We start from the raw sequence: 21253 nt of genomic DNA on the forward strand, positions 1-21253 counted from the left end.
CCGCAGTTCTCCGGCGCAGGCGAGGCAGACCCCCGCCCTGGCCCCGGCGGGCGACAGGAGCGGTTCGAACGGGTGAGTGCCACAGAGGGCGCACGAGGGAAGGGGATGAGTGGCGAGCGCCACCTTCTCCGAGGTGCTCGGAGGATCCAGCATCACGGCGCTGCCGGGGTCCACGACCATGTAGCGGTTCAGCATGAGCTCCATGCCGCTGAACTCGGTCAGGACCGCGGCGGTGCGTTCGGGTGCCCATGGCAGGTCGGACGGGGTGGGCTCCCTCTTCGGCCGGCCCGGGAAGAGCGGGAACCCGAGATCCTCGATCGTCACGACGCGGCCGAGCCGCTCGGTGAACAGGGCCGACAGCACCATCGGGATCGGAGCGCGCGGGACCTCTCCGTCCTCCATCCACCGGCGGACCCGTGGTCCGTCGATGGCGGGCTGCGCGTGCCCCATGGCCACTGCCTGCCGGTTGACGAGCCGGGCCAGTTCGCCCCTGGACCAGCCGCACAGGCCGAACAGGTCCGACAGCCGGCCGTTCCGGCCGCGGCCACCGGCGTCGTCGGCGGCGCCGGCGGGGACGGCCGCGGGGCCGGCCGCGGGGCCGGGGTCGACGACCGGCCCGGTCCCGGGGGCGTCGGCCGCCCACGCCTCCTGCCAGAGCAGGTGGAGACGGTCCAGCTCGCGTTCCACGTCCGCGTTGCGCACCCGGCGCAGGAGCGCCTCCGCCACCGTCGCCATCGGGTCGCGCCGGGGAGCCGCCGGGGCCGAGAACACCCCGTGCACCACGGACCGCGAGTGGACCCTGCCGGTGTCCAGCACGATCTCCCCGATGGACGGCGCTCCCGCACGGAGGTGGAGCTCGTGCAGCGCCTGCTTCAGCCGCAGGACCGGCCCGGGTTCGAGATCCGGCAGCCGCAGTCGGCCTGCTCGCCCCACCGCTCGCTCCCCATCCGTCCGTCGCGCGGCGGCGCCGCCCCGCCGCCGCCTTGCCGCTCTCCGTCGCTCTGCGTCGTTCCCGGCTGTTCCCGGCTGTCCTCGGCCGTTCGTCGCCGTTCGTCGCCGTGCCCGAGCATTCCAGTTCGGCCGCGGTCGGCGCACGGATATCGCGGAACGGCCCCGCCCGTTTTCGGGGCCGCGAGGGACGCCACGGTGGTGGCATGTCCTCACTCGCTCGAAGCGCCTTCGACCTGCTCGCCCATGACGTGCTGGGCGGCTACCTCGCGACGGTCGCCGCCTCGCTCACCTGGTGGGCGGCCCGTGCCGTACGGGCCGCCCTGCGGCGACGGGACCCGCGGGATCCCGAGGGGTGAGCGCTCAGCCGCGCGGGAGGACCGTGGACAGGACCTGGGGCAGGGGGTACCAGTCCGCCGAGGTGATCGAGGCGTGGTGGGCCGCCATCAGCGCGACGCGGGCGCGGGCCTCGGCTTCGGTGGGGTGGACGCCGTCGATGGCCGGGGACACGTTCTGGGCGTCGGTGGCGATCAGGAAGTAGTGGTTGCGGTCGTACCAGGAGGTGTCCATGGAGGCGTAGGCGCCCGCGTCCCCGTCGAAGACCACGAACCAGGGGCGCAGCGTGGCGTCCGCGTAGCGGTTGCGGGGGTCGCCCGCCTCGGCGCGGTGGACCGCCGGGAAGGCGGCGGCCTCGGAGAGGCGGCCCGCCGCGGCGAGGGAGCGCAGGTATTCGGCGTACTCCCGGTCCGTCCACAGCTTGTCGGCGGCGTTGCCCTCCTCGACCGTGCCGGGGATCAGCTCGACGAGGAACTTGCCGGCCATCGCGGAACGCGCGGGCCAGGCGCCGGCGCGGGCGGCGGTGTCCAGGTCGGGGTGGCCGGCGGCGAGCTGCGCCGGGCGGTAGAGGGCGTCGCCGAGCTTCGCGGAGAGCAGGGCGTCGAGCTCGGCGGGGCCTCGGCCCAGGTTGGCGGCGAATCCGTCCTTGAGCTCCAGCTTCAGGACGACCGGGCGGTGGCCGGGGTGGGCGTCGTGCCAGCTGCGGATGTCGGAGAGGCACCCGGCCAGGTTCTGGTTGCGGGACTTGGTGCGCAGCTGCGCCGGGCTGGTGGCGTTCTCGCAGTTGCTGTCGTTGCCGAAGGGGTTGTCGTGCGAGACGCGCCAGGAGCTGCCGAAGAAGTTGGTCCACACGTCGAGCTCCAGCATCGCCGCGCCGGAATCCAGGGCGTCCGCGAAGTAGGGGTACTTCGTCTTCTCGTAGGCGTTGTGGACCCCGACGCCCGTCGAGCCCGCGTACGACAGGTCCGCGGTGGCCGCCGCGCCCCCGGCTCCGGCCGCCCCCGCCGGGGCCGTGCCCAGGACGAGCCCCAGGGCCGCCAGGGAGGCAACCACCGCGCCCGTAGTCCGCTTCCGTATGCTCATGCTTTCGGCTCCCGTTCGCCCGTCCGACTGTTTGGTTCAAGTCGGCTGGAGCGTAGGGGAGTTGAGTGACGGGTGGAAGGACGACAGATGGCGGTCCGCACGCTGTGAGGACCAACACGTTCCGGTTCGGGAACTCTTGTCGCCTTTGCGCCGGTCGAACGGAGCGACGGAACATCCTCGACGGCGGGAGCACCACATGGTCGGCAGCACGGTGAGCCGCAGGGCGGTACGGCTCTGCGTCCTGGCCGGATTCTGCTGCGCGCTCGTCGCCGCGGGCCTGTCCTACCGTTCGGAGCTGCGCGCCCTGCTGGGGCCCGTCGCCGAGGGCGACACGGCGCGCGGCCGCTACGTCCAGGACGAGGCGCTGGCCGACGAGGCCGCCGCGTCCGCGCTGGAGCGGCTCACCGAACCGGCCGGAGCCCGTGAGGGCACCCGCGCCCTCGCGCAGGCCGCGCCGGCCGATGCGCAACCGTGGCGGCGCTCCGACCCGCTGGAGGCCCGTACCGCGCCGGCCGAGCCGGCGATCGGCGCGCTGTTCTCCCCCGGTGAGGACTGGGACTCCGACCACCACTGCTCGGCGAGCGTGGTCCACTCCCCCGGCGGGGACCTCATCGCGACCGCCGCGCACTGCGTGTACGCGGGCGGCTTCCGCACCAACCTCGCCTTCGTCCCCGGCTACGAGGACGGTACGGCCCCCTACGGCGTGTGGGTCCCCACCCGTATCTACGTCGACCCCCGCTGGGCGGAGTCCTCCGACCCCGACCACGACGTGGCGTTCCTGCGCGTACGCCGGCCGGGCCGTCCGGGCCTGCGGCTGGAGGACGTCACGGGGGCGCAGACCATCCGCTTCCGGCCCCCGCTGCCCGCGCCGGCCCGTCTGGTGGGCTACCCGAACGACACCGAGCAGCCGCTGGCGTGCTCCAACACCGCCGTGGCCGACGGTCCCACGCAGCTGCGACTGGACTGCGCGGACGTGCCGAACGGCACCAGCGGCGGCCCCGTCCTGACCGGCGGGCACACGCTGATCGGGGTGATCGGCGGTCGCGACGGGGGCGGGGACGAGGAGACCTCGTACAGCACCTACTTCGGGGACGACGTCCGCGCCCTGTACGAGCGCGCCACCGCCGAGGCCCTGTAGCCGGGAGTTCGCGGCGACCCGCTCGGACCTGCGGGGTCCTGTACGGCCACACCGGTTCCTTCCCCGGCAGGAGCCGGCCGGGGCGGCCTAGTGACCTGAGTCAGAGGTTTGTCGTTGGTTTGGGTATGAGTCGTCCTGGTCCGAAGATTCCGCCGTTGTCGGTCACTGATGCCCAGCGTGCTGTGCTGGAGGGCTGGTTACGTCGTCGTTCGACGGCGCAGGCTTTGGCTCAGCGGTCGCGGATCGTGCTGGAGTGCGCGGAAGGCCATTCGGTGATGGAGGTGTCGCGGCGGCTTGGGGTCGCTCCGGACACGGTCCGCACCTGGCGGCGGCGCTTCATCGAGCACGGCCTGGACGGGCTGGGCGACGAGCCGCGTCCGGGCGTCCCGCGGAAGATCACCGACGCCGATGTCGAGCGGGTGATCGTCAAAACGCTGGAGGAGACGCCGAAGAACGCGACGCATTGGTCGACGAGGTCGATGGCCGCGGCCACGGGGATGTCGCAGTCGACCGTCTCAAGGATTTGGCGGGCGTTCGCACTGGCCCCGCACCGGTCGCAGACGTTCAAGCTGTCGACGGATCCGCTGTTCATCGACAAGGTCCGTGATGTTGTCGGCCTCTGTCTGGACCCGCCGGAGAAGGCTTTGGTCCTGTGCGTGGACGAGAAGTCGCAGATCCAGGCCCTGGACCGGTCTCAGCCAGTTCTGCCGATGATGCCGGGCGTTCCCGAGCGCCGAAGCCACGACTACATCCGCGCCGGCACCACCACCCTCTTCGCGGCCCTCGAGGTCGCGACCGGCAAGGTCATCGGCTCCCTCCACCGCCGCCACCGGGCCGCCGAGTTCAAGAAGTTCCTGGCCAAGGTCGACAAGGAGGTCCCGGCAGATCTTCAGGTCCACCTGATCCTCGACAACTACGCGACCCACAAGACACCCGACATCAAGAAGTGGCTGCTGGCGCACCCTCGCTTTCACCTGCACTTCACACCCACCAGTGCCTCATGGCTGAACCTGGTGGAACGGTGGTTCGCCGAGCTCACACAGAAGAAGCTGAAGCGCGGCGTCCACCGTTCCGTCCAGGCCCTCGAACGCGACATCCGAGCCTGGCTCGCCGACTGGAACAACCAGCCCCGGCCCTTCGTCTGGACGAAGACCGCCGACGAGATCCTCGACACAGTCGCCGCTTACTGCCACCGAATCTCTGACTCAGGTCACTAGCGGCGCAGGTACGCGAGGACGGCCAGGACCCGGCGGTTGTCCTCGGTGGACGGGGCGATGCCGAGTTTGGCGAAGATGCTCGCGGTGTGCTTCGCGACCGCGCTCTCGCTGAAGTGCAGGGCCGCCGCGACGGCGGCGTTCGAGCGGCCCTCCGCCATCAGTTCCAGGACGTCGCGTTCCCGCGGGGTGAGGGCGGAGATGGTGCCCCGGGCGTCGCCGCGCGACAGCAGCCGGCCGATCACCTTCGGGTCCAGGACGGTGCCGCCCGCGGCGACGCGCCGTACTGCGTCGACGAACTGGCCGGTGTCGGTGACCCGGTCCTTGAGGAGGTAGCCCACGCCCCCGTCGTCGCTCGCCAGGAGCTCGTTCGCGTAGAGCTGGTCGACGTACTGGGACAGGACGAGGACGGGCAGCCCGCGGTGGCGGCGGCGGGCTTCGAGGGCGGCCTGGAGGCCCTCGTCGGTGAAGGTCGGCGGCAGGCGTACGTCGACGACCGCGACGTCCGGCTTCTCCTCCACCAGGGCGCGCAGCAGCGAGGGGCCGTTGTCGACGGCGGCGACGACGTCGAAGCCGTGCTCCCGGAGCGTGCGGACCAGGCCGTCCCTCAGGAGGAAGAGGTCTTCGGCAAGGACGACGCGCACGGGATCTCCAGGGTCACTGTGGTCGGTCCGCCCTGCGGGCTGTGCAGGGCGAGGCTCCCGTCGAAGGTAGCCAATCGGGCCCGGACGCCGAGCAGCCCGGTCCCCCGGGCGGGATCCGCCCCGCCGCGCCCGTCGTCGGTGACGGTGACGCGCAGCCGCCCCTCGCCGTGGGTGAGGACGATGTCGACGCGGTCGCCGCCGGAGTGTTTCGCCGCGTTGGCCAGCAGCTCGTTGACCGCGAAGTAGGCGGCTGATTCGACCGCGGCCGGCAGCCGTCCCGCCAGGCGGACCTCGACGTGCACGTCGAGGAAGCTGTCCAGGGCCAGGGAGCGCACGGCGTCGCCCAGGCCCCGGTCGGTGAGGACCGGCGGCTGGATGCCCCGGACAAGGTCGCGCAGGTCCTCCAGGGCCCGTGCGGACAGTTCGCGCGCCTCCAGCAGCGCGGCGCGGGCGGCCGGCGGATCGTGCAGCAGGCGCGTCGCGCCGTCGAGGCGCATCCCGAACGCGACGAGCCGGGCCTGGGCCCCGTCGTGCAGGTCCCGTTCGATGCGCCGGAGTTCGTCCGCCCGTTCGTCCAGTGCGACGGCCCGGGTGTCCGTCAGCTGGTCGATGCGGCGGACGAGTTCGGTGGTGCGGGGCGCGGCGAGGAGCAGCCGGCTCCAGCGCGCGTGCAGGCGCAGCACGGCGGGGGCCAGGAGGAGACCGGCGGCCGTGAAGGCGAGGCCCAGGAGCAGCGCCGCGAGCATGCCGACGGTGCCGCGCACGGGGACGAACCCGTACCAGTTGCCGTCGCCCAGCAGCCGCCACACGAACGGCTGGACGAACGCCCCGAACGCCCCGTACACGAGGAGCGACGGGGGCACGGCGAGCAGCAGGCCGCCGGCCAGGGGCTCCAGCCACGCCCAGCCCAGGTCGCGCCAGAACCCGGCGTCGGCCAGGACCGCGCGGGCCCCCGCCGTCCGCGGGAGCGGGGCGGGCGGGCTGACCGGCACCCCCGACCAGCGCCCGGCCCGCTCCCGGGCCCGGTCGGCGCACCGGCGCAGCACGGCCGCGGCGGGCGGCAGCAGCCGGTGGCCGATTCCGACGGGCAGCAACAGCAGCGCGCCGACGACGGCCGGCCCCACGCAGGCCACCACCGCCAGGCCGAGCAGTCCGGCCAGGTGGCAGCGGCCGACGGCGGTCAGGGCGTAGAGGGTCCCCGCGCGGGAGCGGGCGGCTGTCGAACTCATGTCCCGTGCAGGGTAGTCGGCGCGGGCACGGCCTCCGACGCGGGCGCCGGGGCCGGGGCCGCCGCCGACGCGCGCCGCCGCCCCACCCACGCCAGGGCCACCGCAAGGCAGGCGAGCCCGAAGCAGAGCATCGGCGTGACCGCCCCCGACTCCTCGTCCATGAAGAGGAGCAGTCCGAGGTTGACGAGCGCGTGGAAGCCGCCCGCGAGCAGCAGCCGGTACGGACCGCCCGTACCGTCGAGGGCCGTGCCCAGGACGACCGACATGGCCACGGTGGCGACGAGGAAGCCCGCGGCGTAGGCCGGGGCCTGCGCGAAGACCGGTACGTGCCAGGCACCCCACACGACGCCCACCGTCACCGACGAGACGAGCGTCCCCCACCGGGTCCGCAGCAGCGGCTGGAGGAAGCAGCGCCAGCCGATCTCCTCACCGCAGGCCCCCACCAGCTGCGCCGCCGCAATCAGGGCGAAGGAGTGGTGCAGCGCCCCCGGCGGCGTGAAGCCGACGCCCCCGCGGAGCGTCCCGTACGCGAGCACGGTGAGCGCGACGATCAAGACCGCCGACCCGAGCAGCCCCGCCGCGCGCCCGACACCCCTCCCGCCGCCTCCGCCCCGCAGCAGTTCGCGGGTCCGCCTCCACCGGTACAGGGCGATCACGCCCACCCCCGCGGCCGGCCCGAACTGGGTCAGCTGCACCACCTCGGTGGGCACGCCGGTGGCCGGCTGTACCGCCCCCAGCGCCCCGGCCGCCACGAAGGCCACCGCGGTGAACACCCCCGCCGCCCCCCACGTCCCACCGCGCCCCACCCGTTCCACGCCGTCCGCCATCGCCATGACCGTCCCGCCCGTCCGTCCGTCCGTTTCCCGACGAGGACGACGATGCCGGGCACGACGGCCCCGGACACTGCACCCGGCACCCGGGCGGGGGTGCATCCAGGTCTACCCCAGGTCCACCCCGGACCGGTTTCATTCGTTAGACAAGCGAATGTTTTCCTCACATAATCCTTAGACATGGGAAAGACTTACGAACGCATCGACGGCCGGCTGCGCACCTTCATCGAGCAGCAGCCGATCTTCTTCACCGCGACCGCCCCGCTGGTCGGCGACGGCACGGTCAACCTCTCCCCCAAGGGCCTCAAGGGCTCCTTCGCCGTGCTCGACGAGCAGCGGATCGCCTATCTCGACTTCGCCGGCAGCACCGCCGAGACCATCGCCCACCTGCGGGAGAACGGCCGGATCACGGTGATGTGGTGCGCCTTCCAGGGAGCGCCCAACATCGTGCGGGTGCACGGCCGGGGCGAGCCCGTCTTCCGTGACGACCCGCGCTTCAAGGAACTGCTCGCCCACTTCCCCGACATCGACCCGACCCTGCACGGGCTGCGCGCGATCATCGTGGTGACGGCCGAACTCGTCCGTGACTCCTGCGGGTACGGGGTGCCCTTCATGTCGTACGACGAGGACCGCGACCTGCACGGCAAGCGCTTCGCACGCGAGGACGACGCCTCGCTGAGCGCGTACTTCGCCAAGAAGGACCACATCGCCCGGAGCATGGACGGCCTTCCCGGGCTCCCCCTGCCGCTGCCGCCCGCCGACTTCTGAGCGACCGCCGCCGCCCGCGGCCCCGCCTCTAGGGGGTGTCTGACGGATGTCCGTGGGGAAGGAGCGGCGTCCGGTGCGTGCTCTCGGCGTGCCGACCGGAAGCCCGCGTACTGGACGTACTTGGGCTTTCGGTCGGTGCGGCGAGAGTGCGTGCCGGGCGTCGCGACGCCGCGGATATCCGTCAGACACCCCCTAGTCCGTGCCGGGCGCCGGGTGATGGGGTGGGTAGGCCGGGGCCTGCGGGGACGTGGGCAGGCGCCACTTGGACAGGACGCGGAGCACGGTCCACGGGCTGAGCAGGGTGGCGGGCGGCTCCGTCAGCGAGAGGACTCCGAAGAAGGGCGCCGAGAGTTCGGGGTCGGTGTTCGCGCCGACCATCACCCGGGACATGTAGTGCTGGAGGACCCGGGTGGCGCGGTCGGGCGGCGGCCCCTCGGTGCCGGGGTAGCGCAGGTCCTCGCTGGTGGCGATCTGCCAGGCGACGGAGGCAGCCGTGGCGGTGCGCCGCTGGAGTTCGCGGGACGCGGCCGGGATCCGGTCCGCCGTCAGGCCGGCGAGGGCCTCGCGCAGGGCCTCCGCCCCCAGGGCGGCGACGGTCATCCCGTGCCCGTACACCGGGTTGAAGCGGCAGCCGGCGTCCCCGGCCACCAGGAGGCCGTCGGGCAGCCGCTCCAGGCGCTCGTAGTGCCGCCATTCGTTGGCGGTGCCGCGGAAACCGGCGGGCTCGGACAGCGGCTCCGCGTCGCGGATGGCGTCGTACAGGGCGGGGCTGCGCAGGCCGCGGGCGAACTCCAGGAAGCCGGGATCCCGGGTGGGCGGGGCGTGTTCGCCGTTGCCGATGAGGGTGACCAGCCAGCGGTCCCCGTCGACCGGCACGAGGACGCCGCCGCGCGGGCTGTCCGGGCGGCCCTGCACGTACATGCCCTGCCAGCGGCGCGCCGGGTCCGGCGGGATCCGGTAGGTGCGGCTGGAGTAGCCGAGGTGGGAGTCGTAGCGGGTGACGGCCGGGGCGGGGAGGCCGAGGGCGGCCAGCCAGGCCGGGGTCCTGGAGGTCCGCCCGGTGGCGTCGACGACGAGCCCGGCGCGTACGGGGCCGTCCTCGCGCAGGGTCACCCCGGCCACGGAGCGGCCGTCGGCCCCGGCGACGAGTCCGGTGACCAGGCGGCCCGTACGCACCTGGATCCGCGGGTCGCGCAACACGGCCCGGCGCAGCGTCCACTCGGTCAGCTCGCGGCTGGCGAGCAGCACCCGGGTGCCGGGCAGCGGCCCGAACCAGTCGGCGGGGCTCAGCCAGAGGAAGTCCCGGGGCGAGTCCAGCAGGGCGGCTCCGCCGGCCGTCAGCTCGCCGGTGATCCCGGGCAGCAGCCGCTCCATCGCCTCCAGCCCCCGCGCCCACAGCACGTGCGCGTGCCGGGACTGCGGGACCCCGGGCCGGAACTCCGGCCCCTCGCCGGGAAGTTCGTCCCGCTCCACGACGGTGACCCGCGCGAACCGCTCCGCGAGCACCCGCGCCGTCAGCAGGCCGGCCAGGCCCGCGCCGAGCACCACCGCGTGGTCGCGGCCTTCTGAGTGGTTGTCCGGAGTGTCGTCCATGGTGCGAGTGTCCGGCGGCCGCAACCCTCGCGGTGAGCCCCCGGCCGGGGCGGACGGAGGCACACCGGGGGCGGACGGAGGCACGGCAACGCTGCCGCGAGGCCCACGAACACGATCAACACCGGCCGGGTGTCGGGGCGTACGCCGTCTCCCGCGATGCCGCCCAGCGGCCTCCCCGCGACCCGACGGGCGGCGGGGGAAGGGGTTTGCGTGCGTTCCGGACCGCACGGAAGGGGCCCGCGCCCTACGCTGGCAGCGACGAGCCTCAAGGAGACGAGCCGCAAGGAGAGGGGCAAGGCCGCCATGTCTACCGATGCTGTCCCGGACCCGTACCGCGATCCGCTGGTGCTCGGCCAGAGGATGCAGATCCTCCGCACCCGCCGGAGCCTCACCCGTGACCAACTCGGCGGCCTCGTGGGCCGGTCCGGCTCCTGGGTGAAGGCCATCGAGACCGGCCGGCTGAAGACGCCGGCGCTGCCGGTGATCCTGCGGATCGCCGAGGTGCTCCGCGTCCGGGACCTGTCCGACCTCACGGGGGACCAGTCCATGCGGGTCCATCTGTTCACCGGACCCGGTCACCCGCGGTTCGCCGCGGTCCGCGAAGCGCTCAACACGTTCCGGTTCGGCGGTGACGGCCGCGAGGCGCCGTCCGCCGCCCACCTGTCGGCCCGGCTGTCGAAGGCGTGGCAGGCCCGGCACTCCGCGCCGAACCACCGGGACGTCATCGGCTCGTTGCTGCCGGACCTGATCCGGGACGCGCAGTGCGCGGTCAGGGCCGCCGGGACGATCGCCGACCGCAAGGCCGCCCAGGCCAGGCTGGCGGAGACCTACTTCCTGGCCCAGTTCTTCTGCGCCTACCAGCCCGACGCACCGCTGGTCTGGCGTGTCGCGGAGCGTGGCATGACGGCCGCACAGGACTCCGAGGACCCGCACGCCATCGGCCTCGCCGCGTGGCTGACCACCCAGGCACACCGCGAGGGCGGGCATCTGGACGCCGCGGACGCGGTCACCCTGGAAGCCCTGCGGTACCTGGAGCCGCTCCTCCCCGATGCCGGCACGGACGTCCGCGCGGTCGCCGGAGCCCTGACCGTCGAGGCCGGGCTGACGGCGGCGCGCCGCGGGCAGACGGGTACGGCGTGGCGGTACTGGGACGACGCCCGCTCCCTGGCCGAGTCCCTCCCCGCCGGCTACTTCCACCCGGTCACGTCGTTCTCGCGAGCGGTCATCGGCGCGCACGCGGTGACCGTGGCGGTCGAGTTGCACGCCGGCGGGGAGTCGGCGCGCCAGGCCGCCCGGGCGGAAGCCGAAGCGATCCCGTCCCGGCCGCGCCGGGCCCGGCACCGGATCGAGCAGGCCCGCGCGTACCACCTCGACGCCCAGCCCGACGTGGCACTGGCCACGCTGGAGCAGGCCCACGAGGCGGCGCCGGAGACCGTCCGGTACAACGGGCACGCCCGCCGGATCATTCTGGAGGAGGCGGAAGCCAAGTCCCCCCGACGGCGGCGCCGGGCGTCCGAGCTGGCCACCCGCCTCGGCATGCTGACCGCGTGACGGCGTGACGCAGGGGGCACAATCCGTGCCCCTGGCGTCCCGCCGTGGCCCCTACCGTCGTCCCGGTACTCGCGGACGACGGTAGGGAGCACCCGTATGAATCCTGACGGTTCGGACATCCAGCGGCTCATCGGGCGGGCACTGGTGCCCTACTCGGACCGACCGGACGCCGAGGCCGTGGCCCGGCTCGTCGACGACCTCATCACCGGCGGGGAGGCGCTGCACGCCGAGGTGGGCGCGGTCCCCGGCGAGCGGCGGACCGAGCGCGCCGGGTCCGCCCTGGCCGAGTGGACGTACTTCGTCGACGCCGGCCCGACGGGGCGCGGCGACCACGCGAACTGGAACTACGCCCGCACCCTGGCCCGCATCCTGCGCAGCCTCGCCTCCACCCTGAACGAGCAGCCGAGCAGCCCCCGGTGACCGAGCCCGGACGACAACTGCTCCACGGCACCGTCGCAGCCCCCACGGCCGCCGCGGCGACACCCGCCCCAGGGCCAAAACGGTAGACGTTGCACCCCTCGGGCCGACACGCCGACCTCGCGACTAGCACATCGGTACGGTCGGACACATTCTGTAGTCGACCGTCACAGTCAGCTACGAAGCAGGAGGAACGGCATGGGGAAGCAGGACGACGACATCGCGGCTGATCGAGTCCTTTCCGTAGAGGAAGGGGCCGAGATCAAGCAACGCATCGCCGCGCAGAGATCGCTCAAGCGCTGGCGCTGGATGGGCAACTACGGAGACCCGAGCCAGGCGGCCGCCGTCGCGAACCAGGACCCGCCGTGCGTGGCCGGGGAAGTGATGTTCACGATCAACGGCAACCTGACCCCGGCCTGGATGTTCTACTGACCCCGGCCGGGCCGCCCTCGCCGAGATGGCCGCGCTCGCCGGCGTCCTGGCGCTGAGCCTGGTCCGGCCGCGGGGGCTCGTGTTCCCGCGCTGGGTGCCGCTGGTCGCGGGACGCAGGGTCCCGCCGCGGACGCTGGCCTCCACGGCCTTCGCCGTCGCGGCCTTCCTCCTTCTCTACACCGTCTGGGCCGCCGCCCTGACCGTCGTCCAGTGGAACGGCACCGGCATCTTCAGCCGGTGGATCGTCGTCTACGGGATCCCACAGTTCCTGGTCTGGGGGATCGGCCTTCTCGTCGCCGCCCGCTCCTACCGCGGCCGGACGGCACCACAGCGCTGACCCGTCTCCCCGTACCGTCAGCGCGGCAGCGACGCGTACGAGACTCCCGTGAGCTTCTCGGAGGCGGCCCAGAGGCGTTCCCCCGCCGCGTCGTCGAAGGTGCGGCGCGCCCGCCAGGACGGTACGGGCGCGCCGCGCCAGCCGAGGCGGGGACCGAAGAAGGCGTCCTGGCCGACGCCGGGGGCGGTGGCCGCGTAGAGGGTGGGCAGGGCGCCCGAGGCGGCGGGCTGGGCGAGCACGCCGTTGCCGAGGGCCATGACGCGGGAGGCGAGCGTGCGGCCCTCCTGGGCGGAGGCCCCGGCGTGCAGGTTGGTGGAGGCGTAGCCGGGGTGCGCCGCCGCGGCGGTGATCGTGGCCCCGGCGGCCGTGAAGCGCCGGGCCAGTTCGTGGGTGAAGAGCAGGTTGGCGCTCTTGGAACGGCCGTAGGCGATCCAGCGGCGGTAGCCGTCCGCGCCCCGGGCGGGATCGGGGTCGAGGTCCTCGGGACGTACGTCGCCGAGCACGTGGAAGCCGCTGGAGACGTTGACGATCCGGGCCCCGGGGCCGGCCGCCCGCAGCCTCGGCAGCAGCAGGCCGGTCAGGGCGAAGTGCCCGAGGTGGTTCACCCCGAACTGCGTCTCGAACCCGTCGGCGGTCCGCCCGTACGGCAGCGCCATCACCCCGGCGTTGTTCACCAGCAGGTCGAGGCGGGGGCGGCGCTGCCCGAAGGCCCGCGCGAACTCCCGTACGGAGGACAGGTCGGCCAGGTCCAGCGGGGCGAACTCCACCTCCGCGCCCGGCACTTCGCCGCGCAGCCGGATCACCGCGGCACGCCCGCGCGCGGCGCTGCGGCAGGCCAGGGTCACGGCCGCACCGCGGCGCGCGAGCTCGCGGGCGGTGACGTAGCCGATGCCGCTGTTGGCCCCGGTCACGACGGCGGTCCGGCCGCCCTGGTCGGGAATGTTCGTGGCGTTCCAGCCGGTCACGGCGGCTCCCTCGGCACGGATGAACGATCCCCGTCACCCTACTCACCCCCCGCCCCGACCCGTCAGGACCCCCGCCCTCCCCGGGCCGGGAGGCCGGGGCCGGGCCGGGGCGTTCGGGGTGTGAGCGGCCGGCGCCACCGTTCCCGCCCAGGTCACCCTGCCACCGAGGGCCCGGCGGAGCCACCGGTAAGCTGCGGAGCCGTCCCTCACGTTCCCCCTTCTCCCGCCCCCGAGGTACCTCTCCGTGAGCTCCGCAGCACCTCCCCTCCCCGTGACGGTGGTCGGCCTCGGCGCCGACGGCTGGGCCGGGCTCACCGCCGGCGCGCGCTCCGCGCTGGCCTCGGCCGAGGTACTGATCGGCGGGCCCCGGCAGCTGGACCTGCTGCCGCCCGACCCCTGCGCCGGACTGCGGGTGGCCTGGCCGAGCCCGCTGCGCCCGGCCGTGCCGAAGCTGATGGCCGAGCACGCGGGGCGCCGGATCGCGGTGCTGGCCAGCGGCGACCCGATGTTCTACGGGATCGGCCGCGCGCTCTGCGAGGAGCTGGGCCCGGACGCCCTGCGGATCCACCCCCACCCCTCCTCCGTGTCCTACGCGTGCGCCCGCCTGGGCTGGCCGGTCGAGGACACCGAGGTGGTGACGGTGGTCGGCCGCCCGGTGGCCCGGCTCACGGCCGCGCTGCACGAGGGCCGACGGGTCCTGGTGCTGAGCGGCGGTGCCGGCAGCCCCGGCGAGATCGCCGCCCTGCTGCGCGGGCGCGGCTTCGGCCCGAGCCGGATGCGGGTGCTGGAACAGCTGGGTTCCGAGGACGAGGACGCGTACGAGGGCGTCGCGGAGCACTGGGACCGACCGCCGGGCGCCCCCCTGAACGTGGTCGCCGTCGAATGCCGCCGCGACCGGACCCATCCGGCTCCCCGGCTCGGCGCGACCCCCGGCCTGCCCGACGCCGCGTACGAGCACGACGGGCAGCTCACCAAGCGGCACGTGCGCGCCGCGACGCTGTGCGCGCTGGCCCCGGCCCCCGGCGAGCTCCTGTGGGACATCGGCGGCGGCTCCGGTTCCATCGGCATCGAGTGGATGCGGACGCACCCGTCCTGCCGGGCGGTGGCGGTGGAGCGCGTACCGGAGCGGGCCACGCGCATCACCCGTAACGCCACGGCCCTGGGCGTGCCCGGACTGCGCGTGGTGGTCGGCGCCGCCCCGGCGGCCCTGGAGGGACTCCCGGCCCCCGACGCGGTGTTCATCGGCGGCGGGCTGACCGCGCCCGGACTGCTGGACGCCGCCTGGGCGGCGCTGGCCCCCGGCGGCCGGCTGGTGGTCAACACGGTCACCCTGGAGTCGGAGGCGGTGCTCGCGGAGCGCTACCGGCGCCACGGCGGCGACCTGGTGAAGCTGGCCGTCTCGCACGCCGTGCCGGTCGGCGGCTTCACCGGCTGGCGGCAGGCGATGCCGGTCACCCAATGGTCGGTTACCAAGGAGAAGGATCAGACATGACCGTGTACTTCATCGGAGCGGGCCCCGGCGCCGCCGACCTGATCACGGTGCGCGGTGCGCGGACCCTGGCCGCCGCCCCGGTCTGCCTGTACGCGGGCAGCCTGGTCCCGCGCGAGCTGCTCGCCGAGTGCCCGCCGGACGCCCGCCTGGTCGACACGGCGCAGCTGAACCTGGACCAGATCGTCGCCGAGTGCGTACGCGCCCACGAGACGGGCCTGGACGTGGCGCGGCTGCACTCCGGGGACCCGTCGGTCTTCAGCGCGGTGGCCGAGCAGATGCGGCGCCTCGACGCGGCCGGGATCCCGTACGAGGTGGTCCCGGGCGTTCCGGCCTTCGCCGCGGCGGCGGCCGCCCTCAAGCGGGAGCTGACGGTGCCCACCGTCGGCCAGACGGTGATCCTGACGCGGATCGCCCAGCAGGCCACGCCGATGCCGCCCGGCGAGGACCTGGCCACGCTCGGCCGCAGCGGGGCCCTGCTGGTGCTGCACCTGGCCACCCGGTACGTCGACCGGGTGGTGGAGGAGCTGCTGCCGCACTACGGCGCCGAGTGCCCGGTGGCGGTGGTCGCGATGGCCAGCCGCCCCGACGAGCTGATCCTGCGCGGCACCCTGGCCGACATCGCGCCGCGGGTGAAGGAGGCGGGACTGGTGCGCACCGCCGTCATCATCGTGGGCCGCACGCTGGGCGCGGAGCAGTTCCCGGACAGCCACCTGTACTCCCCCGAGCGCGACCGGCATGTCTGCTGACGGTTCCCGGGCGCACGTCCTGATCCTGGGCGGCACCACGGAGGCCCGCCGCCTCGCGGAGGCGCTGGAGCACCACCCCGCGTACCGGGTGACGACCTCGCTGGCGGGCCGGGTCGCCGCGCCGGTGCTGCCGCCGGGCGAGACCCGGATCGGCGGTTTCGGCGGTATCGCCGGGCTGGCCGGCTGGATCGTGGGCCACGACGTCACCCACGTCGTGGACGCCACGCACCCCTTCGCGGAGCGGATGAGCTTCCACGCCTCCGAGGCCGAGGCGCTCACGGGAGTACCGCTGCTGGCGCTGCGCCGCCCCGGCTGGACCCCGGGTCCGGGCGACGCCTGGACGTTCGCGGACTCCCTCGCCGGGGCGGCCGCGCTGCTGCCGGAACTGGAGGCCCGCCGGGTGTTCCTGACGACGGGACGGATGGGCCTGCACACCTTCGCGCACCTCACCGAGCCCTGGTTCCTGGTGCGCTCGGTGGACCCGCCGGCCGGACCGGTGCCGCCGTGCCTCGAAGTGCTCCTGGAGCGGGGTCCGTTCACGCTGGAGGACGAACGGGAGCTGCTCGCCCGGCACCGTATAGACCTGTTGGTCACCAAGGACAGCGGCGGGTCCGCGACGGCCCCCAAGCTCACCGCCGCCCGGGAGGCCGGGATCCCGGTCCTCGTCGTACGCCGCCCCGCGGTCCCGCAGGGGGTCGCCGAGGCCCCGTCGGTGGAGGCGGCCCTGCGCTGGCTCGACACGTAGGGCCCGGCCGCGGGCGGCACGGACCGGCGGGGTGGCCGGCGGAGCCTAAGTCCCTGGTGAAACGGGCTCTTCCGGCCGGTCCCGGCCTGCCGCCGCACCCTCTAGGCTGAGGGAATGCGGATACGTCACTCCCTCGTCCTGATCCTGGCCGTCACGGCGCTCGTCACCGGATGCGGCGAGAAAGCGGCCCCCCGGGCGTGGGCGCCCGACGACGCCCTGCAGCGTGCCGACGAGAGCCTCGGCAAGGGGGCCGGGGAGGGCCGGGTGACGGCGCGGGGCACCGGGTTCCTGCGCTCCGGGCTGGAGAAGACCCTGGAGACCGGCGGGGAGCGCCCGTACCGCTTCGACATCGCCTGCGACAGCGAGGAGGAGACGCACGTCACCCTCGTGCTGTCCCGGGAGGGCGGGCCCGGCGACCGCACCTTCGACGTGGCGTGTACCGCCGGGGAGGTCACCCGCCTCAACCTCCCGGTGGGCGCCCCGCTGACCGCGCAGATCGAACCGAAGCCGCAGGACGACTCGCCGCCGGTCGGGGTGCTGTCGTGGCAGCTGCTCACCCTGGACCCCGAGGCCGTCCAGGGCTGCGCCGACGCCCTGGCGGGCTGCGCGGGCTGACCCGAGGCCGTCCGGGGCTGCCCCGACTCCCCGACGGGCCGCGCGGGCCGACCCGCGCGGGCCTTCCGCGCCCCTCCCCCGGGCACGGGACCCCCACCGGGGCCCCCGCGCCCGGGAGTTCAGGCGGGCACGGTCACGGGTAGCGGCGCGGGGTCCAGGTCACCCGGGAGCCGTCGGGCCGCTCGGTCACCCGGGTCTGTGAGGAGCCGATCAGCAGGATCGTGCGCATGTCCACCTCGGCCGGCTCCAGCGCGTCCAGGGCGAGGATCCGCACCGACTGCTCCGGGCCGCCCACGTCCCGCGCGACGACCACCGGGGTCTGCGGCGAACGCAGCTCCAGCAGCAGCTCCTTGGCCTGTGCCACCTGCCAGGTCCGGCTGCGCGATCCCGGGTTGTACAGGGCGAGCACCAGGTCGGCGGCGGCCGCTGCGCGCAGCCGCTCCGCGATGACCTCCCACGGCTTGAGCCGGTCGGACAGCGAGATGGTGGCGTAGTCGTGGCCGAGGGGGGCGCCCGCCGCGGCGGCCGCCGCGTTGGCCGCGGTCACGCCCGGCAGCACCCGCACGGGCACGTCCGCGTACTCGGGCTGGCCGGCGACCTCCAGGACGGCGGTGGCCATGGCGAAGACGCCGGGGTCCCCGCCGGAGACCACGACGACCCGCTTGCCGCGGCGGGCGAGGTCGAGGGCGAACTCGGCCCGCTCGGACTCCACCTTGTTGTCGGAGCCGTGCCGCACCTGGCCCGGCTTGACCGGCACCCGGTCCAGGTACGTGGTGTACCCGACGAGGACCTCCGCGTCGGCCAGCGCCCGCCGGGTCTCGGCGGTCAGCCACAGCGGCCCGGCGGGCCCGGTGCCGACGACGGCGACCTCCCCGGGGCCGGACGGCACGCTGCCCGGGTTGCCGATCCGGCTGGGCACGACGGCCACGGCGAAGTACGGCACGGTGTCCGGGTCGGTGTCGGCGAGGACGCCGGTGCGCTCGCCCTCCATCGTGGCCCGTTCCACGTAACGGGCCTCGGGCAGCCGCCCGCTGGCCTCCATCGCCCGGCGCACGCCGGGGAAGGTACGGCCGAGCTTCATGACGACCGCGGAGTCGGTGGCGGCGAGGCGTGCGGTGAGCTCCTCCTCCGGCAGGGTGCCGGGCAGGATCGTCAGTACCTCCTCGCCCTCGACGAGCGGGGTGCCCAGCCGGGCCGCGGCGGCGCTCACGGAGGTGACGCCGGGGATCACCTCGGCTTCGTACCGGTCCGCGAGCCGCTTGTGCATGTGCATGTACGAGCCGTAGAAGAGCGGGTCCCCCTCGGCGAGCACGGCCACGGTGCGGCCCGCGTCCAGATGCGCGGCGAGGCGGGCGGCGGAGGCCTCGTAGAACTCCTCCATCGCGCCCTGGTAGCCGCCGGGGTGGTCGGTGGTCTCGGTGGTGACCGGGTAGACCAGCGGCTCTTCGACGTGGTCGGAACGCAGGTGCTTCGCGGCGATCGAACGGGCGATGGAACGGCCGTGGCGGGCGCTGTGGTAGGCGATGACGTCGGCCTCGGCGATCACCTCGGCGGCCCGCAGGGTCATCAGGGAGGGGTCGCCGGGGCCGAGTCCGACGCCGTACAGCTTGCCCGGGGTGGCGCTGGTGCTCATTCTTCCTCGCTCGCGATCGCGTTGACGGCGGCGGCCGCGATGGCGCTGCCGCCGCGCCGGCCCCGCACGATCAGGTGGTCGAGGCCCGAGGCGTGGGCGGCGAGGGCGTCCTTGGACTCGGCGGCGCCGATGAAGCCGACGGGCACGCCGATCACGGCGGCCGGGCGCGGGGCGCCCTCCTCGATCATCTCCAGCAGCCGGAACAGCGCGGTGGGCGCGTTGCCGACGGCGATCACGGAGCCCTCCAACAGGCCCCGGTCGCGCCAGACTTCGAGGGCGGCGGCGCTGCGCGTGGTGCCCATCTTCGCGGCGAGTTCCGGCACGGCCGGGTCGGAGAGGGTGCAGATCACCTCGTTGTCGGCGGGCAGCCGCTTGCGGGTGACCCCGCTCGCCACCATCTGCACGTCGCACAGGATCGGCGCGCCCGCGGCCAGCGCGGCGCGCGCCCGGAGCACGACCTCGGGGGTGTAGCCGAGGTCCTGGGGCAGGTCCGTCATCCCGCAGGCGTGAATCATGCGCACCGCGACCTGGGCGACGGAGGCGGGCAGCCCCGAGAGGTCCGCCTCGGCGCGGATCGTGGCAAAGGACTGGCGGTAGATCGCGGCGCCGTCCTTCTCGTACTCGAACACGGTGTACTCGCTCATTTCTTCACAGCGACGGTGATGGGGTGGTGCTGCGGGCGGCCGTGAGGGCCGCCGCCAGGTCTGCGTGCGCGGCCGGGGCGGCGGGCCGCCCGGGCGCGGAGATCTCGTACCCGTCCGGGGTGGCCACCAGGTCCACCCAGGCGGTGCCCCTCGGGTGCCCGCAGCGCCGCTCGCATCCCGACCAGTGCACGGGCAGCGGGCCGGCGGTCCGCGCGGCGAGGGCCCGCGCGTCGGCGCGTACGTCGGCCCGGGACTTGGCGCAACCGGGCCGCCCGGTACAGGCCGTGACGGACCGTCGGGGATCGCCGGGCTCGGTGATGAGCCCTGCTTGGGTGAGGGCGTCGAGCGCGGGGCCCGCCGTACGTTCCGTCAGGCCGGGGACGACGACCCCGCGCCAGGGGGTCAGCCGCATCCGGCCGGTGAGCCCGGCCAGCAGCCGCCACTGACCGGCGGTCAGCCGCCCGAGGGGCGCGAGCACGGAGAGCGCGGCACCATCCCCGGGCCCGGACACGACCCCGGGGGCGGGGCCGTCGGCGGTGTGGGGCGCGGGGGTACCCGGCTCGTGCCCGTCGGCGGTGTGGGGCGCGGGGGTACCCGGCTCGTGCCCGTCGGCGGCGCGGGGCGCTGGAGTACCCGGCTCGTGCCCCGTGTCCAGCCGGGGCTCGGGGACGCCGGCCACCCGCCCCGGAATCCCGGCGGCGGCCAGACGCTCGCTCAACATCCTTACGTCCAGGGCGTGTTCGGAGGGCAGCTCGGTCACCCGCCAGGCCCGGGTCCCGGCGCGCGCGACGGCGTCGAGGAAGAGGTTCGCGGCGACCAGGGCGGCCCGGGGGGCGTCACCGGCCGCCACCAGGACGCCCTCCGGAGAGCCCGCGGTCCACACCAGGGCGCCGTCCCCGCACGCGGTCAGCGTCACGTCACCCGCGAGGGAGGACACGTCGCCGCGCCCGTCGTCGAGGGCGAACAGGAACCGCCCCGACAGACGGGCCGCGCCCGGATCCGCGCACAACAGCCGGTCCAGCGGCGGCACCCAGCCCGAGATGTCCGGCAGCCCGGCCCGGTCGAGGCCGGCCAGCGGCGACGCGACGACGTTGCGGACCCGCTCGTGGGAGGGGGCGGGCAGCAGCCCGGCCCGGCCGAGCAGTTCCGCCAGCTCCCCGCCGCAGCTCTCGCCGAGGCCGCGCAACTGCGCGTTGCCGCGCGAGGTGAGGTCGAGGTGGCCGTCGCCGAGCCGTTCGGCGGCGTCGGCCAGCAGCAGGGCGGCCGGTCCGTCGAGGAGGCCGCCGGGGATCCGGATGCGCGCCAGGAACCCGTCGTCGGCCGCGTGCAGGCGCAGCGCGCCGGGGCAGGCGTCACCGCGTTCCCGTATGACGGGTTCGTCCCGCGATGCGGCGGAAGGGGGCTGGGGCATGGCCGCGAGCATACCCACGATTGCCCGCCCCCGACCTGTGTCCGTCGCCACCCCGCCGCCCCGGACCCGGCACCCGGATTCCGCACCGGGATTCCCGCCTCCGGCCCCGGTGGTGTCCGGGGCGCGGGGCGGGGCGCGGGCGGGGGCGCGGGCGGGGCGCACCGCAGCCCCGGCGGTTCGGGACACCGGGCGCGGGGCAGAGCTCCGGCGATGACACCGCGCCCCGACCACCGCCGCCGGGACGCGCCGCCCGACCGCCCGCCCCGACCGCCCGCACCGGCCCCGCCGACCGGGGCCGCCCGACCACCCCCACTCCCGGCCAGGGACGACGCCGCCTAAGATGACCTTCCGACGGGCCGTTCGGCCCGTCATCGCCGAGGACGGCGACATGGGAGGAAGCCCGGTGCGATTCCGGCGCGGTCCCGCCACTGTGAACCCCGCGGAGCACCCGCGCCGGGTGAGTCAGGAACTCCCGCCGTCCT

21 protein-coding genes, 1 pseudogene and 1 riboswitch are annotated in these 21253 nt (G+C 74.7%); of the genes and pseudogenes, 12 read left to right on the forward strand and 10 right to left on the reverse strand.

The features are described 5' to 3' along the window. Positions 1-153: 153 nt before the first annotated feature. Positions 154-525, reverse strand: a pseudogene (locus OG295_RS06695) (hypothetical protein); the annotation flags it as partial. A 629-nt stretch (positions 526-1154) separates the two neighbouring features. Between OG295_RS06695 and OG295_RS06700 the strand changes: the two are divergent. Beyond that, positions 1155-1307 (forward strand): hypothetical protein, encoded by a 153-nt coding sequence (locus tag OG295_RS06700; RefSeq protein WP_371676030.1) that lies wholly within the window; start codon positions 1155-1157, stop codon positions 1305-1307. A gap of 4 nt (positions 1308-1311) precedes the next feature. Here OG295_RS06700 and OG295_RS06705 read toward each other — a convergent pair whose 3' ends face one another. After that, complete coding sequence (locus OG295_RS06705; RefSeq protein WP_371676031.1) at positions 1312-2367, reverse strand: phosphatidylinositol-specific phospholipase C domain-containing protein; 1056 nt, start codon at positions 2365-2367, stop codon at positions 1312-1314. Between the two features lie 196 nt (positions 2368-2563). Here OG295_RS06705 and OG295_RS06710 point away from each other — a divergent pair, with 196 nt between their 5' ends. Then, positions 2564-3505 carry a serine protease gene (locus OG295_RS06710; protein WP_371676032.1) on the forward strand — a complete coding sequence of 314 codons (942 nt, stop codon included), beginning with the start codon at positions 2564-2566 and terminating at the stop codon, positions 3503-3505. 125 nt (positions 3506-3630) lie between these two features. Continuing rightward, positions 3631-4722: an IS630 family transposase gene (locus OG295_RS06715; RefSeq protein ID WP_371676033.1), complete on the forward strand. Its 1092-nt coding sequence runs from the start codon at positions 3631-3633 to the stop codon at positions 4720-4722. On the opposite strand, the gene OG295_RS06720 is transcribed toward OG295_RS06715, so the two are convergent. The 3 genes from OG295_RS06720 to OG295_RS06730 are packed head-to-tail and all read right to left on the reverse strand — an operon-like array spanning position 4719 to position 7419. Beyond that, complete coding sequence (locus OG295_RS06720; protein ID WP_371676034.1) at positions 4719-5363, reverse strand: response regulator; 645 nt, start codon at positions 5361-5363, stop codon at positions 4719-4721. The two genes, OG295_RS06715 and OG295_RS06720, sit on opposite strands and share 4 nt — an antisense overlap. Next, positions 5327-6592: a sensor domain-containing protein gene (locus tag OG295_RS06725; protein WP_371676035.1), complete on the reverse strand. Its 1266-nt coding sequence runs from the start codon at positions 6590-6592 to the stop codon at positions 5327-5329. Before OG295_RS06725 ends, OG295_RS06720 begins: the two co-directional genes overlap by 37 nt. Then, positions 6589-7419, reverse strand: a complete 831-nt coding sequence (locus OG295_RS06730; protein WP_371676036.1) for a lysostaphin resistance A-like protein — start codon at positions 7417-7419, stop codon at positions 6589-6591. The genes OG295_RS06725 and OG295_RS06730 overlap by 4 nt, the downstream gene beginning before the upstream one ends. Positions 7420-7602: 183 nt before the next feature. Here OG295_RS06730 and OG295_RS06735 point away from each other — a divergent pair, with 183 nt between their 5' ends. Next, complete coding sequence (locus OG295_RS06735) at positions 7603-8190, forward strand: pyridoxamine 5'-phosphate oxidase family protein (RefSeq protein WP_371676037.1); 588 nt, start codon at positions 7603-7605, stop codon at positions 8188-8190. 192 nt (positions 8191-8382) lie between these two features. On the opposite strand, the gene OG295_RS06740 is transcribed toward OG295_RS06735, so the two are convergent. Then, the gene (locus tag OG295_RS06740; RefSeq protein ID WP_371676038.1) at positions 8383-9783 is read right to left on the reverse strand and encodes an FAD-dependent oxidoreductase; all 1401 of its coding nucleotides are present in this window, start codon (positions 9781-9783) and stop codon (positions 8383-8385) included. A gap of 303 nt (positions 9784-10086) precedes the next feature. Between OG295_RS06740 and OG295_RS06745 the strand changes: the two genes are divergently transcribed. The 4 genes from OG295_RS06745 to OG295_RS06760 all read left to right on the forward strand — a co-directional run bounded on the left by OG295_RS06745 (position 10087) and on the right by OG295_RS06760 (position 12520). Beyond that, entirely contained in the window at positions 10087-11334 is a 1248-nt protein-coding gene (locus OG295_RS06745) for a helix-turn-helix domain-containing protein (RefSeq protein ID WP_371676039.1), read from the forward strand. 96 nt (positions 11335-11430) lie between these two features. Continuing rightward, positions 11431-11754, forward strand: a complete 324-nt coding sequence (locus tag OG295_RS06750) for a DUF6415 family natural product biosynthesis protein (RefSeq protein ID WP_371676040.1) — start codon at positions 11431-11433, stop codon at positions 11752-11754. 195 nt (positions 11755-11949) lie between these two features. Then, positions 11950-12183, forward strand: a complete 234-nt coding sequence (locus tag OG295_RS06755; RefSeq protein WP_371676041.1) for a hypothetical protein — start codon at positions 11950-11952, stop codon at positions 12181-12183. A 25-nt stretch (positions 12184-12208) separates the two neighbouring features. Then, positions 12209-12520 carry a hypothetical protein gene (locus OG295_RS06760; protein ID WP_371676042.1) on the forward strand — a complete coding sequence of 104 codons (312 nt, stop codon included), beginning with the start codon at positions 12209-12211 and terminating at the stop codon, positions 12518-12520. A 17-nt stretch (positions 12521-12537) separates the two neighbouring features. Here the strand turns inward: OG295_RS06760 and OG295_RS06765 are convergent, their stop codons facing one another. Next, entirely contained in the window at positions 12538-13485 is a 948-nt protein-coding gene (locus tag OG295_RS06765) for an oxidoreductase (protein ID WP_371676043.1), read from the reverse strand. Between the two features lie 244 nt (positions 13486-13729). On the opposite strand from OG295_RS06765, the gene cbiE reads away from it, so the two are divergent. From cbiE to OG295_RS06785, 4 genes are all read left to right on the forward strand, one after another. Beyond that, positions 13730-14977, forward strand: a complete 1248-nt coding sequence (gene cbiE, locus OG295_RS06770) for a precorrin-6y C5,15-methyltransferase (decarboxylating) subunit CbiE (RefSeq protein WP_371676044.1) — start codon at positions 13730-13732, stop codon at positions 14975-14977. Beyond that, entirely contained in the window at positions 14974-15723 is a 750-nt protein-coding gene (gene cobM / locus OG295_RS06775) for a precorrin-4 C(11)-methyltransferase (protein ID WP_371676045.1), read from the forward strand. The genes cbiE and cobM overlap by 4 nt, the downstream gene beginning before the upstream one ends. Then, on the forward strand, positions 15713-16468 hold the full coding sequence (locus OG295_RS06780; RefSeq protein WP_371676046.1) for a cobalt-precorrin-6A reductase: 756 nt from the start codon (positions 15713-15715) through the stop codon (positions 16466-16468). Before cobM ends, OG295_RS06780 begins: the two co-directional genes overlap by 11 nt. A gap of 114 nt (positions 16469-16582) precedes the next feature. Beyond that, the gene (locus OG295_RS06785) at positions 16583-17083 is read left to right on the forward strand and encodes a hypothetical protein (RefSeq protein ID WP_371676047.1); all 501 of its coding nucleotides are present in this window, start codon (positions 16583-16585) and stop codon (positions 17081-17083) included. Positions 17084-17216: 133 nt separating this feature from the next. Here OG295_RS06785 and OG295_RS06790 read toward each other — a convergent pair whose 3' ends face one another. The 3 genes from OG295_RS06790 to cobG are packed head-to-tail and all read right to left on the reverse strand — an operon-like array spanning position 17217 to position 20771. Next, the gene (locus tag OG295_RS06790; RefSeq protein WP_371676048.1) at positions 17217-18716 is read right to left on the reverse strand and encodes a precorrin-2 C(20)-methyltransferase; all 1500 of its coding nucleotides are present in this window, start codon (positions 18714-18716) and stop codon (positions 17217-17219) included. Further along, positions 18713-19360: a precorrin-8X methylmutase gene (locus OG295_RS06795; protein WP_266843378.1), complete on the reverse strand. Its 648-nt coding sequence runs from the start codon at positions 19358-19360 to the stop codon at positions 18713-18715. Before OG295_RS06795 ends, OG295_RS06790 begins: the two co-directional genes overlap by 4 nt. A gap of 4 nt (positions 19361-19364) precedes the next feature. Further along, positions 19365-20771 (reverse strand): precorrin-3B synthase, encoded by a 1407-nt coding sequence (cobG, locus tag OG295_RS06800; RefSeq protein ID WP_371676049.1) that lies wholly within the window; start codon positions 20769-20771, stop codon positions 19365-19367. 392 nt (positions 20772-21163) lie between these two features. Beyond that, positions 21164-21243: riboswitch (cobalamin riboswitch) on the forward strand. The last annotated feature ends 10 nt before the right edge of the window (positions 21244-21253 follow it).

Source organism: Streptomyces sp. NBC_01276 (assembly GCF_041435355.1).
GTDB lineage: Bacteria > Actinomycetota > Actinomycetes > Streptomycetales > Streptomycetaceae > Streptomyces.